This window comes from Planctomycetota bacterium (assembly GCA_035384565.1).
In the GTDB taxonomy this organism is placed as follows: Bacteria; Planctomycetota; PUPC01; order DSUN01; family DSUN01; genus DAOOIT01.
Window position 1 is genome coordinate 1 of record DAOOIT010000061.1, and the last position, 16672, is coordinate 16672.

Consider the following 16672-nt stretch of genomic DNA (forward strand, 5'->3'; position numbering starts at 1 on the left):
GCCCCGCTGGCGCCGGCAACGCAGCCCACGGGGATTCTTGGACAGGCTCCTAGGAGCTTGGGATGTCCATCGCCCATACTTGCTCAACCCTGAGGGAGAGGAAGTGAGCAAGTATGGACGGATGGCCGAGGATTGGCGAATCTCGCGGCTCCGGCCATTCTCGCTCACCGGAGCAATGAGCAAGTATGTGAGCAGGAATGGCCGGCGGGCGTAAGGCATTCCGGCATATGTGGTTATGGTTGCAGACTGGCCGGAGCCGCAACGCCTGCCCCACGGTCCTTATGACCGCTGAGCAGCGCTCCGCACCTGGGAGAGAGCGCGGCTACGACGCCGTGGTCGGGTGACGCTGGAGTTCGTAGTGCGGCCTTCAGGCCGTAGGGATGCGGGCTGAAGCCCGCACTACGAACGATTGAGCCCTGTCGTCGGCCCTGAGCGGTCCGTCCGCCCTACAGGCTCCATCCCGGGCGATAGGGGCGCTTGATGAACTGGTCGGCCTCGGGGCAGTTCCTGGCCTTGAGGTTCTCGGCGTCCCACTCGAGCTTCTTGCCCACGCGATAGGCCACGGTGCCGAGCAGGTTGTTCTCGATCAGGAGGCCGGCGTAGTCGAAGTTGCACAGCGTGGGCGAGCCGGTCTTGCAGCCGTTGAGCCACTCGCGGTAGTGGCCGACCGAGTTGGGGATGGTGGGCTCGGGCGGCTTGAAGTCCTTGAACTGCGCCTCGGGCAGCAGGATGCGCTTGCCGTAGTCGCAGAGGATCTGGCCCTTCTCGCCGACGAAGAGGAGGCCGATGCCCCACTTGTTGAGGTCGTGGCCCTCGGGCGAGGGCGGGCGCTGCTCGCCATCGCACCAGGTGAGCACCACGGGCGGGCGGTCGCCCACGGCGGGGTGTTCCCAGCGCACCTTGAGCCAGTGGGGGTAGGAGTGCTTGGTCCTGGGGTCGCCGCTGGGCGGGTCGCCCTGGGCCTCGACGGTGGCGGGGTGCTTGAGGTTGAGCGCCCAGAAGGCCAGGTCAATCAGGTGGCTGCCCATGTCGCCGATGCAGCCGTTGCCGAAGTCCCACCATTGCTCCCAGCCCATGCAGCCGCCGCTGTGGTACGAGGGGTGATAGGGGCGCTCGGGCGCGGGGCCGAGCCAGAGGTCCCAGTTGAACCACTCGGGGGGCTTGAGGTTGGGGTCGGCGGGGGGCGGCTGGGGGTTGGGGCCGCGGCGGCTGCACCAGACGTGGCACTCTTTGACGGTGCCGATGGCGCCGCCCTGGACCAGCTCGACGACGCGGCGGTAGTTGGCCTCGGCGTGAATCTGCGTGCCCTGCTGGGTGGCGAGCTTGCCGTTGGCCTTGAGCACGGTTTCGCGCAGGGTGCGGGCCTCGTGGACGGAGTGGGCGATCGGCTTCTCGCAGTAGACGTGTTTGCCGAGCTTGAGCGCGTTGTTGCTCACGAGCGCGTGCGTGTGGTCGGTGGTCGAGCAGATGACGGCGTCGAAGTCCTTCGCGTCGTCCATCAGCCGTCGCCAGTCGGCGTAGACCTTGGCCTTGGGGAAGCGGCTCCGGGCGCCGGGCACGGTGACGGCCTTGCCGTCGGCCCCCTTGCGCTCGGAGTCCTCGAACACGCGGGCGTTGACGTCGCAGAGGGCGACGATGTTCTCGCCCGCGCAGCCGCCGAGGTTGGCGCCGCCGCGGCCGCCGACGCCGACGATGGCGAGGTTGAGCTTGTTGCTGGGCGCCTCGGCGCCGAGGACGCCGCTGCCCAGGATCACCAGGCCGGCGCCGCCGAGGGCCGAGTCCTTGAGAAAGTCGCGTCGAGAGGGGCAGTGTTCCATCGCCTTCTCCTCAACCGCCTGCCGCGGGGGTTCTGGGCACGGGCCGCTCCCGCGTCCTGACCGTGTGCCAGCCTACTGAGCCGGGCACCGAAAGTCAAGCGCCCTCGGGTCCCACGCGGCCCTTGAAGAGCCGACGGTCGAAGGCGCGCTGCCAGTCGGTCCAGTGGTCCTGCTCGTTCTGGTCCTCGAGGAGGGCGGTCTCGAAGGCGGCGAGCTTGGCGTCGAGGTTGTCGAGGTAGTGGAGTGCGATGGCCTCGGCGGTGGCGGGCAGCACGGGCGAGCCGAATTCGTGCTGGCCGTGGTGGCTGTAGATGAGGTGCAGGAGCTGGTGGAGGAGTGGCCGCGGGAAGCCCTCGAGTGCGGCGGCCTTGTGCTCGATCATCGAGGCGCCCAGGGGCAGGTGGCCGACGAGGCCGCCGGCGTCGGTGTAGCGGAAGCCGCGCTCGAAGTCGAAGGCCTCGAGCTTGCCGATGTCGTGCAGGATGGCGCCGGCCGCCAGCAGGTCGCGGTGGAGGTTGGGGTAGGCGTCGGCCACCTGGAGCGCGAGTTCGAGCACGGCCACCGTGTGCTCGAGCAGGCCGCCCAGGCAGGCGTGGTGGATGCTCACGCCGGCGGGGGCGCGCTGGAAGCGGCGGAGGAAGTCGGCGTCATCGAGAAAGGCGCCGAGCAGGGCGCGCAGGCGCGCGTCGCTCATCCCCTCCGCCACCTGGCGCAGGCGGGCCGTGAGGGCGGCCACGTCCTTCTTCGTGCGCGGGAGGAAGTCCTCGAGGTCCACGCTCGACGGCTCGACGCGGCGCACGTCGGTGACAGCGAGCTGGAGCTTGCCGCGGTAGCTCTCGGCCCGGGCCTTCACCATCACGAAGTCGTCGGGCTTGACCGCCTCGAAGAGGTCGCGCGTGGCGTTCCAGAACTTCGAGGGCACCACGCCCGTGCGGTCGGCCAGCTCGAGGTCCATGTAGAAGGCCCCGTCGCGCTGAGTGCGGAGCTGGCGGTCGCGCAGCAGGAACGCCTGCTGCACCGAGTCGCCGGGGCGGATCTCCTCGATGAATTTCCTGGCCATGCGGGCTCCTTGGCGGGGGATGGGACGCGGGCGATTATAGGCCGTGCGCCTGCCTTGTCAAGCGCTCCGCAGCGCGCATCACCTGATTTGACACCGGCGCAAGCGGAAGGTAGAATCATTGTTTCTGGAGCGGCGTCCGCAATCGCAGGAATCCCACGGTCCTGTTTACAGGGGTGCGATGGCATGCCCGCGAAGAAGGCCGACGAGAGCAAGGACACGAAACGCGACCAGGCGCTCGACCGCGCGATGGCCCAGATCGAGAAGGAGTACGGCAAGGGCTCGATCATGCGCCTCGGCTCGCACGAGCGCGCCAACGTGGCCGTGATCCCCACGGGGTCGCTGACCCTGGACATGGCCCTCGGCGTCGGCGGCCTGCCGCGCGGGCGCATCGTCGAAATCTACGGCCCCGAGTCCTCGGGCAAGACCACGCTCACCCTCCACTGCGTGGCCAACGCCCAGCGCCAGGGCGGCATCGCCGCCTTCGTGGACACCGAACACGCCCTCGACCCGCTCTATGCCCGGCGGCTGGGGGTGGACGTGGATAACCTGCTCGTCTCGCAGCCCGACACCGGCGAGCAGGCCCTCAACATCGCCGAGATGCTCGTGCGGTCGAACGCGGTGGACATTCTGGTGGTGGACTCCGTGGCGGCCCTGGTGCCGCAGACCGAGCTGGAAGGGCAGATGGGCGACGCGCAGGTGGGCGCGCAGGCCCGTCTCATGTCCCAGGCCCTCCGCAAGCTGGCCGGCGTGATCTCCAAGACCAATACCTGCATGATCTTCACCAACCAGATTCGCATGAAGATCGGCGTCATGTTCGGCAACCCCGAGACCACGAGCGGCGGGCGCGCCCTGCGCTTCTACGCCTCGGTGCGCATTGACATCCGCCGCATCGGCTCCATCAAGAGCGGCGAGGAGATCATCGGCAACCGCACCCGCGCCACCGTGGCCAAGAACAAGGTCGCCCCGCCCTTCCGAAAGGCCGAGTTCGACATCATCTACAACCGCGGCATTGACCGCTTCGGCGAACTCATTGACCTCGGCGTCGCGGCCAAGCTCGTCGAGAAATCCGGCGCCTGGATCTCCTACGGCGACCTGCGCCTCGGCCAGGGACGCGAGAAGGCGATCGACTTCCTCCGCGAGAACCCCAAGATCGCCGGCGAGCTCGAGGAGAAGATTCGAGCCGCCTCTCCGGCCACGGTCTCCAGCGCTGCCGATTCCAGCGATGAGAGCTGAACCCCCCAGGGAGCCCAAAGCAACCGACCGGCGAAGCAAGGAATCCATGAAGACCGACGACATCCGCGAGAGCTTCCTGCGCTTCTTCGAAGAGCGCGGCCACGTGCGCCTGCCCAGCGACTCCCTGGTCCCAGCCGACGACCCCACGCTGCTGTTCACCGGCGCCGGGATGAACCAGTTCAAGGACGAGTTCCAGGGCAAGGGCCGCTTCCACACGGGTCTGCGCCGCGCCTGCACGAGCCAAAAGTGCCTGCGCACGGGCGACCTGGAGAACGTCGGCCGCACCCCTTCGCACCACACCTTCTTCGAGATGCTGGGCAACTTCTCCTTCGGCGACTACTTCAAGCTTGAGGCCATGCAATGGGCCTGGGAACTCGTGGTCAGGAACTACGGGATTGACCCAAATCGCCTCGCCGTAACGTGTTACGAAGGCGACGACGAGGCTTACGGCATCTGGCGCGACGTCGTGGGCATCCCCCCCGAGCGCATCTTCCGCTTCGGCGAGCACGCCAACTACTGGCCCGCCGACGCGCCCAGCACCGCGCCCCCTGGCACCCTCTGCGGCCCATGCGCCGAAATCTTCTACGATTACGGCAAGGAGATCGGCTGCCGACGGCCCACCTGCGACCCCTCGTGCAACTGCTCGCGCTTCATCGAGGTCTGGAACCTCGTGTTCCAGCAGTTCATGAAGCAGGACGATGGCAGCCTCAAGCCCTTGCCTATCAAGAACATAGACACTGGCGCCGGCCTCGAGCGCGTGGCCTGCGTGCTTCAGGGGGTCAGGACTGACTACGAGACCGACATCTTCGCGCCCATCGTCGCCCAGGTGAGCCAGCTCAGCGGCCGGCGGCCCGAGGCGGGCACGGCCGAGCGCACCCGCATCCACCGCATCAGCGACCACGTGCGCGGCGCCTCGTTCGTCATTGCCGATGGCGTGCTGCCCGGCAACAAAGGGCGCGGCTACGTGCTGCGCCGCATCCTGCGTCGCGCCGTGCGCGACGGCCACGACCTCGGCCTCAACGAGCCGTTCCTCTTCAGGCTCGTGCCCACGGTGGTGGACGTGATGGGCCGTGCCTATCCCGACCTGGCCGCCCGCCGCGAGAACCTCGCCCGCATCATCAAGGCCGAGGAGGAGAGCTTCCTCGCCACCCTCAGCCGTGGCTCCGCCATCCTCTCCGAACGCATCGCTCAGGCCAAGGACAGCGGGGCCACAGCCTTGTCGCCCGACGTAGCTGCCGATCTGTGGGACACTTACGGCTTCCCCTTCGAGATCACCCAGCAGATCTGCGAGGAAGCCGGGCTGAGCGTGGACCGCGCCGGCTTCGAGGCCGACATGGAGCGCCGCCAGGCGGGCAGCAAGGGCGGCGAGCAGTTCGGCCAAGTGTTTGACACGTCGGCACTTGCACAGGTCAAGGGCTTCGCCAAGCCCACCGCATTCAGGGGCTACGACACCGAAGAAGCCGAAGCCACCATCCTCGCCATCGTGACCGACGATCACCTCGTCGAGGTGGCCAGCGAAGGCGACGCCGTGATCCTCGTGCTCGACCACACCCCCTTCTACGGCGAGAGCGGCGGCCAGGTCGGCGACGAGGGCATCCTCGAGTCCTCCACGGCCCGCGTTGAGATCACGGCCACCAGCCGCGCCGGCGAGTACTTTCACCACCACGGTCGCGTGGTTCAGGGCACCGTGCGTCGCGGCGACCGGGTGCGCGCCGTTGTCGCGGGCGACCGCCGCGCCGCCATCCGCCGCAACCACACGGCCACACACCTCCTCCACTGGGCCCTGCGAAAGGTGCTCGGCGCCCACGCCGAGCAGGCCGGCTCGCTCGTCGCGCCCGACCGCCTGCGGTTCGACTTCACCCACTTCGCCCCCCTCACGCCGCAGGAAGTCGAACGCGTGGAAGAACTTGTGAACGAGCGTATCCTCGAGAACAGCGAAGTTACGGCCACTGAAACAACCCTCGAGGAAGCCAAGGCCCAGGGCGCCATGGCCCTCTTCGGCGAGAAGTACGCCGATAACGTCCGCATGATCAGCGTCGGCGACTTCTCGAAGGAGCTCTGCGGCGGCACCCACGCCGACCGCACCGGCGACATCGGCCTCTTCAAGATCACGAGCGAGACGGGCATCGCGGCCGGCGTGCGGCGCATCGAAGCCGTCACCGGCCACGCCGCTTACCGCCGCGTGGTCGAGCAGGAGGCGCTGCTCGCCCGCCTGGGCGAAGTGCTCAAGGCCCCCCGCGAGCGCCTCGTTGCGCGGGCCGAAGAGGTCGTCGAGGAAACCAAGCGCCTCGGTCGCGAGCTGGAGAAGGCCAAGCGCCAGAGCTTTGCGGGCGCGGCCGCCGGCGGCCCCTTCCAGGAGAAGGCCCGCGTGGGCGACTCGGTCGTCATCGCCGGCGCCCTCGAGGGCGCCAAGCCCGACGACCTGCGCCTCGCCGCCGACGGCCTCCGCAAGAAGCATCCCTCGGCCGCCATCCTCATCGGCACGAGCGCCGAGGGCACCGCCAGCCTGCTGTGCGCCCTCACCCCCGACCTCGTCAAGCGCGGCCTCCACGCCGGCAACCTGGTCAAGGACGCCGCGAAGCACATCGGCGGCGGCGGCGGCGGACGCCCCGACCTCGCCCAGGCCGGCGGCAAGAACCCCGCAGGCCTCCAGGCCGCCCTCGACGCCGGCGTGGCCGCCCTCACCGCGCTGCTCGGCAAGAACCAGGCCTGATCTGACATGAGAACCGGGGAGGGGCTTCTTGCAGGAAGCCTCTCCCCAGACCCCACCGCAAGAACTCTCGCACTGCCAGCCCCGGTCCGATGCCTGGCCGCTTGACTCGCGGGAGGCGCGCGGCTACCTTCAGGGCAAGGAGGCCGCCAATGTCTCACAGCCTGAGACCCTGCTGCGTCGCACTCGCGCTGTTCGTGGGGGCCTGCATGCCGGCGAGAATGGCCGGCGTGAAGCCAGGGCCGAACACGCTCTTCGTGGCAACCGACGGCAACGACGCCTGGTCGGGCACGCTGCCGCGGCCGAATCGCGCCCGCACCGACGGGCCGTTTGCCTCGCTCTCCCGGGCGCGCGACGTGGTGCGCGCCCGCGGCGCGGCAAGCGGCGCAACGGTCTACGTTCGGGGCGGCACCTACTTCCTCGACGAGCCGCTCGTCCTCGGGCCACAGGACTCCGGCAGCGAGCAGGGGCCGGTCGTCTACGCTGCCTACCCCGGCGAGAGGCCCGTGTTCAGCGGCGGGCGCCGCATCACGGGCTGGAGCTTGCCGCAACAGGGCAACGTGTGGACCGCCGAGATTCCCGAGGCGAAGGCGGGCAAGTGGTACCCCCAGCAACTCTTCGTGAACGGCCAGCGCCGCACGCGGGCGCGAATCCCCAACGAAGGGTATCTCCTCAACAACGGCCCCATCGAGCCCCTCACCGACCGCAAGAAGGCGATGAGCGACCCCAACGCGAAGAACGGCTTCCGCTTCAAGCCCGGCGACATCAAACGCTGGGCGAACCTCGACGATGCGGTGATCTACCAGTTTCACTCCTGGACGGCTTCGCTCCATTGGATCCAGGAGTTGGACGAGGCGGCGGGCATCGTGCGCTTCACCGCGCCCGCCAACTGGCCGACGGGCTACTGGACGACGCACGAGCGCTATTACGTCGAGAACGTGCCCGAGGCGCTCGACGCCCCAGGCGAGTGGTACCTCGACCGGGCGACGGGCGTGCTGGCTCACTGGCCGCTGCCGGGCGAGAACCTGGCGAGAGCCGAGGTCATCGCGCCGCGTCTGCGCCATCTCGTCCGTCTGGAAGGCGACCCCGCCGCGGGCAGGCTCGTCGAGCACGTGCAGTTCCGCGGCCTGTCGTTCCAGCACGCCGACTGGCTGGTCAAGGACAAAGGCGAGGCCGACGGCCAGGCCGCCGTGTTCCTCGACGCGGCCCTCATGGCGCGCGGCGCGCAGCACTGCGCCTTCGACCGTTGCGAGGTTGCCCACGTGGGCGAATACGCCCTCTGGCTCGGAGCCGGCTGCAAAGACAACCGCATCATCCAGTGCCACCTGCACGACCTCGGCGGCGGGGGCGTGAAGCTCGGCGAAACGGCCAGCCCCAAAGGCGACGCCGACGCCGCCGCGCGTAACGTGGTGGACAACTGCTTCATCCACGACACGGGCCACGTCTTCCCCGCGGGCGTGGGCGTGTGGATCGGCCGCAGCAGCCACAACCGCGTGAGCCACAACGAAATCTGCGACCTCAACTACACCGGCGTCAGCGTCGGCTGGTCCTGGGGCTACGCCCCCAGCTCCGCCCACCACAACATCATCGAGTGCAACCACATCCACCACGTCGGCCGCGGCGTGCTCGGCGACATGGGCGGCATCTACACCCTCGGCATCTCGCCCGGCACCGTGCTCCGCGGCAACGTCATCCACGACGTCTACTCGCCCGGCATCGGCGGCGGCACGGGCATCTACCCCGACGAGGGGAGCAGCGAGATCCTCATCGAGAACAACCTCGTCTACCACACCGAGCAGGGCTGCTTCTCCCAGCACTACGGCCGCGAGAACCTCGTCCGCAACAACCTCTGGGCGCTCTCCCAGCACGGCGAGGTCACCCGCCACCGCCAGGAGGAGCACTCCTCCTTCACCTTCGAGCGCAACATCGTCCTCTCCGCCAACGGCCAGCCCCTCGCCGGCAACTGGAGCAACGGCAAGTACACGATGGAGCGGAACCTCTACTGGGACACCTCGACGCCCGACCCCGACTTCGACGGCCTGACGTTCGAGGATTGGCAGGCCCTGGGGCGCGACCGAGGCTCGCTCGTCGCCGACCCCCTCTTCGTTCGGAGTCCCGCCTTCAGGCGGACTTCGCTTTCCCCCGCCGACTTCGAGCTGAGTGCGGCCTCCCCCGCCTTGAGGCTCGGCTTCGTGCCCTTCGACGCGAGCAAGGCCGGCCTCTACGGCGAGCGCGAGTGGGTGCGGCTGCCGAACACCATCGTCCGCAAGCCCTTCACGCCCCCGCCGCCGAAGCCGCGCTTCCCCGAGACGCTCGACGACGGCTTCGAGACCACGCCCGTCGCCGAGCAGGCCGCCTGGGCGACGGCCTCGGGCGAAGAGGGCGGCGCCTCGATCCGCGTCAGCGACGAGGCCGCCGCCAGTGGCCAGCGGAGCCTCAAGTTCACCGACGCACCCGGCCTGAAGCACGACTGGCAGCCGCATCTCGTCTACGCGCCGCGCTATCATCGGGGCGTGGCGCGCCTGAGCTTCGACGTGCGGCTAGAGCCGGGGGCCAGCTTCGTCCACGAGTGGCGCGACGCCTCGCAGCCCTACCTCATCGGCCCCTCGATTGCCATTGTGGGCGGGGCCTCTGCGCCCCGCGACGCTGTGGGCGGCGTGTCCCCTGTGGGCGGCGTGTCCTCACGCCGCGATCCGCGGGACGGGGACGTCCCGCCCACAATGCAACTGACGGCCGGCGGCAAGCCCCTGGCGACGGTGCCGCTGGGCAAGTGGATTCGCATCGAGATCGTGGCCGGCCTTGGCAAGCAGGCCACCGGCACCTATGATATGTCTATCGCCATCGAGGGCCGGCCCCCGCAGCGCTTCGAGCGGCTCCCCGTCGGCAGCCCCGCCTGGAAGAGCCTGCGCTGGCTCGGCTTCATCAGCATGGCGAGGGAGAAGGCGATTCTCTACCTCGACAACGTGAGGCTCGAGCGGCGATGAGCCGACCGCAATGAGGGAACAACGATGCAGAGACGAGGATTCCTGCGACGGATAGGCGGTGCGGCGGTTCTCGCGCTGGCCGGCAACACGCGAGCAGCGGAGAAGGCCGCGCCCCAACCCACGCCGCCCCCAAACGACCCCGACGGCGGCCTCAAGTGGCACGACATCCGCGACTGGGGCGTCGAGGGCAAGGGCTGGGCCGACACGGAGAAGCCGTTCGACCGCCTGCCCGCCCGGGCCAAGGACAAGGTGCGGCCGCCCGTGTGGAGCCTCAGCCGCCACTCAGCCGGCCTGTGCGTGCGCTTCCAGACCGATGCCGCGGCCCTCTCGGCCCGCTGGACCCTCACCTCGCCCAACCTGGCGATGAACCACATGCCGGCGACCGGCGTGAGCGGCCTCGACCTCTACGCGCGCGACGACGCCGGCCGCTGGCGCTGGCTCGCCGTCGGGCGGCCGACCGCGGCCAGGAACCAGGCGCAACTCGTCGGCGGCCTGCCGCCGGGCAGGCGGGCCTACGTCCTCTACCTGCCCCTCTACAACGGTGTCGAATCCGTCGAGGTCGGCCTCGACCCCAAGGCCGCCGTCGAACCGCTGCCGCCGCGGAAGACCAAGCCCATGGTCTTCTACGGCACCTCGATCCTCCAGGGCGGCTGCGCCTCGCGGCCCGGCATGGCCCACACGGCCATCCTCGGCCGCCGCCTCGACCGCGCCGTCATCAACCTCGGCTTCTCGGGCAACGGCACCCTGGACCCCGAGGTCGCCGACCTGATGGCGGAGCTGGACCCGTGCGTCTACGTCATTGACTGCCTGCCGAACCTGGGCGCCGATGCCGTGGCCGAGCGCACCGGCCCGTTCGTGCGCACCCTGCGCGCGAAGCACCCCGCCACGCCCATCGTCCTGGTCGAAGACCGCACCTATGCCAGCGCCTGGCTCCTCCCCTCGCAGCGAACCCGCAACGACGCCAACCGCACCGCACTGCGCCGGGCCTTCGACGCCCTCGTCGCCGCCGGCGTGCAAGGGCTGCATCTCGTGCAGGGCGAGCACCTGTTCGGCGACGACGCCGAGGCGACCGTGGACGGCTCGCACGCGACCGACCTCGGCTTTGCCCGCATGGCGGACGCGCTGGAGCCGATCCTCAAGCCGCTCGTCTAGGAGCCTGTCCGAGAATCCGCGTGAGGCTGCGACGCCGCCGATTCGGGCCGCACGCAAGGAGCGAGGAGGAGGCGATGCAACGGAGCGCATCGCGGACGATGCGCGACACAGCGGGCGGCCTGAAGTCGCGGCGTCCCTTCGGGTTGCGGCGTCAGCGGGCCGGCTGCCACGTTGCGGCTCCTCAGCGATGCATTCCAGGGCATCGCCTGCGTCGCCGCGCCTCGCATCCAGCCCGCTGACGCCGGCAACGCAGCCCACGGGGATTCTCGGACAGGCTCCTAGAGGAGAGGGAGCCGCCCGCTCGTCTCGCGGGGCAGAGACGCCCCGCCCGCAGGGTCGCGCACGGGCGGAGGCGTCGGTGGCACACGTTCGCCCGCTCTCCCGGCTCGTGCCCCTCACTCATTCGACAGCAGGCGGCCTCTTCTTTACAATGATCGGGTACATCGAAGACCCGGACGGCAAGGAGAGGCGTGTGGCCCGTCGAGGATTTCTCGGCTTAGCGGCGGCCGCGGGGGCGGCGTTCGTGCTGGCCGGCGCCGCGCCCCGGCCGGCGCGCGGCGCCGGCCTTTTCGACGAGCCCGCGCAGCTCGAGCCGCTGAAGCTCGACAGGCCGGCCGCCCAGGGCTGGCGCGCAATCGCCGGCGCCATCAAGCCCCTCGCCGGCATCGCCTATCCCGGCGAGCAGGTCGCCATCCAGTTCTCGGTGCGCAACGAGGGCGCCGCGCCCATCGAAGCGATCCCGGTGCTCGAGATCGTCCGCGTCGCCGGCCGCTTCGTGCGGTTCGAGCCCGACCCCGATGTGCTGGGCGGCGCCCGCGAGATCACCGCCCTGGCGCCCGCCGGCGAACCCGTCCGCCTCGACTTCCCCCTGCTCGCGCTCGCCCCGAAGAACGACGCAACCCTGTCGTGGCAGACCGATCCCGACCACCCTTTCGCCGAGCCGGGCCTCTACGCGCTCGTCTTCGAGCTGCCGCGGCGGGGGCGCCAGATCATCGCCACCTTCGCGCGCGTCCACCCGCCGGCCGCCGAAGGCGCCGCGGCAGGGTCGGCCCTCGTCTACCCGCTCGACCTCCAGGGCCCCCTCGCGCGCCAGCTCGATCTCGCCAAGCGCCTGGGCTTCCGCTGGGTGCGCGCCAACGGCATGCCCAACTGGGCCGCGGCCAGCCAGCCCAACCTCGCCTCGCCCTTCGACTGGTCGAGGCTGGACGCGTGGATCGAGGAGTTCCGCTCGCGCGGGCTGCGCCTGATCACCAGCCTGGCCGGCTCGCCGCGCCAGGCCATCACCGCGGCCAACTGGCAGGCCGGCAACTACGTGCACGACCCGCAGCACGACGAGCGGTTCGGCGACTTCGTGGAGGAGGCCGTGGCCCGCTACTGCGGAGCCGACGGCCAGGGGCCGCTCCAGATCATTGACTTCTGGCACGAGCCCTGGGAGGGGGGCGGCGGCGCCGGCTGGAAGAGCGACGCGCCCCGCTATCGCGCCCTCTACGCCATCGTGAGCGACCGCGCGCGCAAGGGCAGCCGCCGCATCACCGTGGGCGGCACCTCCAGCATGACCAACACGTACGACAAGTTCCTCTCGCTCCGCGACGGCGAGGCCGTCTGGGGCCCGCGGCTCGGCGTGCTCACCGACCGCGGCGTGCCGCCCCACGCCTGCTTCGGGCCGCGCGCGGGCCGCAGGCTCATCGCCACCTCGATGGAGCTGGCCGCGCGCGGCGGCAGCGCCGACACGCTCGTGGCCGCTGCTACCCATCTCACCGCCGCCGGCCAGCGCAAGGTCTGCCCGGTCAACGCCGACGGCTTCTTCTGGGAGAACGGCCCGGCCGGCCCGCTCTGCGCCCCGGCCGCCGCCGCCGCCAGCGCCTTCCTGCACTTCACGGCCGGCCTCGACTTCGAGCGCATCGTCTCCCACGACCGCCTGCCCTGGCTCTACCAGTGGGGCGGCGGCCCGCGCGTGCTCTTCATCCTCGCCGGCGACCGCCATCGCCTCTCCCCCAACGCCGTCGCCCCCTTCGACCAGATCCGCGCCGACGGCACCATCCGCATCGAGACCATGGACGGCCGCCTCCAGGCCTGGGACCAGTACGGCACCCCCTATGCCGCCGAGGGCGGCCAGTTCCGCCTCCCGTGCTCCGCCGAGTCGGTCTACCTCGAGGCCCCCGGCGTGCCCGCGCCCATGGTCGCCCAGACCGTCGCCGACGGCCGCATCGAGGGCGTCACCCCGGTCGAGTTCTTCGCCGACGACTTCACCGTGCCCCTCCCCAGGCTCAAGGCCGTGGAGGTCGAGGTCCACAACGTCCTCACCCACCAGATTCACGGCACCGTCACCGTCGTGCCGCCCAGCTCGATTGGCCTTCAGGAGACCATGGTCTCCGTGTCGCTGGGCGCCGGCGCCACCAAGACCCTGTCGCTGCCGGTCACATGGGCCAAGCCGCATCCCGCCAATGCCTACCCCTTCACGTTCCGCTTCGCGAGCGCCGCCGGCAAGGCCGAGCGCACCGAGGAACTGCACGTGCACACCATCGCCCGCGGCACCCCCACGGTGGACGGCGGCCTGACCGACTGGGCGGCGAGCATCCCCGTGCTGCTCCGCACGGGGGAGGCGCCGCTCGACCTTGCCGAGGCCGCCTGGCGCCCCTGGGAGACGCGCAAGGATGTGGCCCGCGGCATGGCCGAGCTGAGTTTGATGTGGGACGAGACCCACCTCTACCTGGCCGTGCGCGAGCGCGCCCGCGACTGGAAGCCCAAGCCGCGCCTCTCGACCCGCAGGGACGACGACTACTTCGGCGCCGACGACCTCGCGCACACCTATGTCAAGGACCTCTGGGACGCGCTGCCGTACGTCGGCCACTGCCTCCAGATCGGCCTGCGCTACCAGCCCTTCCGCGCACGGCTCGCGCCCGCGGGCGTGGTGCCGCCGCGCATGGTGGCCGACGACGACACCGACACCGAGTACGCCCTGTGGGGCACGCCCGACGGCGGGGCCGAGCTCTGGCGCAGCGCGGCGCCCGAGCTCGGCTTCTTCAACTTCCTGCCGCGCTGCATGCCCGAGGGCTACGACGGCGTGCCCAAGGGCGCGCAGGCCGTGGTCAAGCGCCAGGGCGACGACACGATCTACGAGGCCGCCATCCCGCTGGCCGACCTGCCCGGCCTCAAGCCCGCCCCCGGCAAGGTGATCCAGATCGCCTTCGCCCTGCCTGGCTCGGGCCTCGAGCTGGGCGCGGGCCGCAGCCGCCCGCGCACCAACTGCCTCACCCTCCGGCCCACCTGGGGCAGCCGACTCTCCAACGACATCCGATGGGGATTCGTCAAGGACTGAGGCCCCGCCCGACCGATCGGGCCCATCGCTTTACAGCCCCCGGCACACCTGCTAGACTCTGGAGGCGGTCAGAGGCCCCATCGGTGTGTGTGAGCCTTTGGACTGCGTGCGCGAAGCACCGCTTTGGATGAAGCAGGTGCAGGCATAGAGCGGCGCTCCGCTCCGCACTCCGAAAGGCGGTCGGCCACTGAGATCGGGAGTCCCGCAAACTATGCGTAAGGCCGTGCTGTCCAATGGCGTCGAGTTGACCCTCCTCTCCCGCGGCGGCCGCTTCCTCGGTCTCGGCGAGGTGCGCGTCGGCGGCGTGCCGCTGCGAAGCGGTCGCAGGCCGATGTTCGTCGAGATTCGCAACCCCAGCGCCATCACGCTTTGCGATTACACGATCGAACATGAGGAGGCCAACGACACCGGCATCACGCTCGACTTCTCGATGAAACGCCGCGAGGGCGGGGTGATGGACTGGATGGTCCACTCTGTCCGCAACCGCTACAGCACGGCCGACTGGACGCAGGCCGCGCAGCCCGCGCCCGACACGCATCTGCTCCTGGAGCTCAGGCCCGTGAGCCGCACGCTCGCAGGCCGCGCGTTCACGGGCTTCGCGTATCAGTATCGCTACCGCAGCGAGAGCATCCCCATCTACAAGCTCCTCGACCGTGGCACCTGGGAGCCGGGCGGCCGGGCCACGGGCTGCGAGTTCTGGATGCGCTCGTGCTTCGTGCCCTCGGTCGTCCGCTTCGAGTCCGTCGAGCAATTCCACTCGACCGAGTGGTATCTGCCGAGCTGCGACAACCCGAACATCTTCCAGTTCCTGCCGCTCCAGACCGAGCTTCAGGGCTTCACCTTCACGGCGTCGGAGGCGGGCACGCTCGTCACCTGGGCGACCGAGGTGGCCCACATCCGCTCGCTGTTCGAGAAACCCCGCGGGGCCGACGAGATCGTCCACCTCCACGAGCACTGCGGCGACTTGGGCCTCGAGTTGGCCACGGCGCCCGTCGAGGTGCTGTGGTGCCCGAGTGTGGGCGGGACGTCCCCGTCCCGCGGACCGCGGCGTGGGGACACGCCGCCCACAATGGGGGTGGATCCCCAGCATGCCAATCTATACGAGGCGGCCCGCGAACTGGTGCACGAGACGCTTCACGCCCAGCTCGGGATGCGGCGCGAGCGGGTGACGACCTACGGGATGATCGAGGAGTGGACCGAGCCCGACTTCGTCCGCTACACGGCTCTCGGCGTGCCCAGGCTCCTCGCCGCCGGGATGAAGAAGATCGGCCTCGCCAACCACTTCCAGAACAACATGAACGTCTACGGCGTGAGCAACATGTGCTGCACGGTGGACTACAAGTTCCCCGACGGCTATGCGGAGGGCCTGCGCGCCCTGTGCGACGCGGCGAAGGCGGGCGGGGCCAAGGTGGAGATGTGGGGCAACACGAGCGTCTCCAGCCTCTCCGAAATCTTCTCGCGCCGCCACGGCCAGCCCAAGCGGGTCGAGTTCCTGCCCGAAGAGGACTCGGTCGTCGAGCTGATGCGCAAGGCCAAGGCCCCGTGGGTGCGCAACCCGTCGAACGCCATCGAGGCCGACCACTACACGCCGGTGTTCTGCGTGATGAACCTGCGCGACCCCGACGTGCGCGCCTATTGGCTCCGGCGCTGGGGCGCGGCACACGACCAGGTCGGCCTCGAGGGCATCTTCCTCGACAGCAGCTTCAACCTCTCCAGCGACAAGTTCCACTTCCAGCAGCGCGTGGCCGCCGACCGCAGCGGCGCTACGGCCGACCAGACGGCGCTTCTCGGCTCTTATCGCCCCGTCGTCGAGCCGCCCGCGGCCATCCTGTCGCAGTACCGCGCCCACCTGGACCTCATGGCCGAGATGCAGCGCCTGGGCTACGACTACTGCAACGAGGACCTGGGCGTCTTCGGCATCCACCGCCACGGCCCGGGCATCGAGATGCGCCTGGGCTGCCTGCCGCTGTGGGCCGAGTGCATCGCCAACTACGATCTCCCGGCCATCGAGAAGGCGGGGGCCGACCCCGACGACGTGTTCTTCCGCGGCCTCGCCTATCGCATGATGTGGGCGATCTATTGGGACAACCGCTCCGACCGCCTGAGCTTCCACTACGGCGGCGTGCGCGGCGAGCACGACCTGCCCGCCGAGCGCCATCTCGCCCTGCTCCGCGCCTTCAGCGAGGTCAATCCCCTGATGCGGAACCGCGAGATCCTGCCCGACGAGTCAGGCGTCGTCTACCGCACCGAGGGCAGGCAGGTGCTCTGGGCGTTCGCCGATCTCGGGTTCCCGCTCGGCGCCCCACGCCGCGTGCGCGACGTGGTCTCGGGCGAGGAGGCGACCTGTCGCCAGCTCGCGGCCCAGAGACACAGGCTTCACCTGATCGAGGGCTGACG

8 protein-coding genes are annotated in these 16672 nt (G+C 70.0%); 6 read left to right on the forward strand and 2 right to left on the reverse strand.

Features of this window, described 5'->3' with window-relative positions:
* Nucleotides 1-446: 446 nt before the first annotated feature.
* Together PLE19_18740 and PLE19_18745 are read right to left on the reverse strand one after the other, a co-directional pair.
* Entirely contained in the window at nt 447-1817 is a 1371-nt protein-coding gene (locus tag PLE19_18740; GenBank protein ID HPD16990.1) for a Gfo/Idh/MocA family oxidoreductase, read from the reverse strand.
* A gap of 94 nt (nt 1818-1911) precedes the next feature.
* On the reverse strand, nt 1912-2877 hold the full coding sequence (locus PLE19_18745; protein HPD16991.1) for an HD domain-containing protein: 966 nt from the start codon (nt 2875-2877) through the stop codon (nt 1912-1914).
* Between the two features lie 183 nt (nt 2878-3060).
* Between PLE19_18745 and recA the strand changes: the two genes are divergently transcribed.
* The 6 genes from recA (at nt 3061) to PLE19_18775 (ending at nt 16670) form a co-directional block, all read left to right on the forward strand.
* The gene (recA, locus tag PLE19_18750; GenBank protein HPD16992.1) at nt 3061-4110 is read left to right on the forward strand and encodes a recombinase RecA; all 1050 of its coding nucleotides are present in this window, start codon (nt 3061-3063) and stop codon (nt 4108-4110) included.
* Between the two features lie 46 nt (nt 4111-4156).
* Nucleotides 4157-6823 (forward strand): alanine--tRNA ligase, encoded by a 2667-nt coding sequence (gene alaS, locus PLE19_18755; GenBank protein ID HPD16993.1) that lies wholly within the window; start codon nt 4157-4159, stop codon nt 6821-6823.
* Between the two features lie 149 nt (nt 6824-6972).
* A complete protein-coding gene (locus PLE19_18760) occupies nt 6973-9804 on the forward strand; it encodes a right-handed parallel beta-helix repeat-containing protein (protein HPD16994.1) in 2832 nt (943 codons plus the stop codon).
* A gap of 24 nt (nt 9805-9828) precedes the next feature.
* On the forward strand, nt 9829-10956 hold the full coding sequence (locus PLE19_18765) for an SGNH/GDSL hydrolase family protein (GenBank protein ID HPD16995.1): 1128 nt from the start codon (nt 9829-9831) through the stop codon (nt 10954-10956).
* Nucleotides 10957-11428: 472 nt separating this feature from the next.
* Nucleotides 11429-14275 (forward strand): hypothetical protein, encoded by a 2847-nt coding sequence (locus PLE19_18770; GenBank protein HPD16996.1) that lies wholly within the window; start codon nt 11429-11431, stop codon nt 14273-14275.
* Nucleotides 14276-14486: 211 nt separating this feature from the next.
* Nucleotides 14487-16670, forward strand: a complete 2184-nt coding sequence (locus PLE19_18775) for a hypothetical protein (GenBank protein HPD16997.1) — start codon at nt 14487-14489, stop codon at nt 16668-16670.
* Nucleotides 16671-16672 lie beyond the last annotated feature (2 nt).

Bases quoted from the DNA above. Each gene is read 5' to 3' on its own strand.
- PLE19_18740 (HPD16990.1), bottom strand. From the start codon at position 1,817: ATGGAACACTGCCCCTCTCGACGCGACTTTCTCAAGGACTCGGCCCTC.
- PLE19_18745 (HPD16991.1), bottom strand. From the start codon at position 2,877: ATGGCCAGGAAATTCATCGAGGAGATCCGCCCCGGCGACTCGGTGCAG.
- recA (HPD16992.1), top strand. From the start codon at position 3,061: ATGCCCGCGAAGAAGGCCGACGAGAGCAAGGACACGAAACGCGACCAG.
- alaS (HPD16993.1), top strand. From the start codon at position 4,157: ATGAAGACCGACGACATCCGCGAGAGCTTCCTGCGCTTCTTCGAAGAG.
- PLE19_18760 (HPD16994.1), top strand. From the start codon at position 6,973: ATGTCTCACAGCCTGAGACCCTGCTGCGTCGCACTCGCGCTGTTCGTG.
- PLE19_18765 (HPD16995.1), top strand. From the start codon at position 9,829: ATGCAGAGACGAGGATTCCTGCGACGGATAGGCGGTGCGGCGGTTCTC.
- PLE19_18775 (HPD16997.1), top strand. From the start codon at position 14,487: ATGCGTAAGGCCGTGCTGTCCAATGGCGTCGAGTTGACCCTCCTCTCC.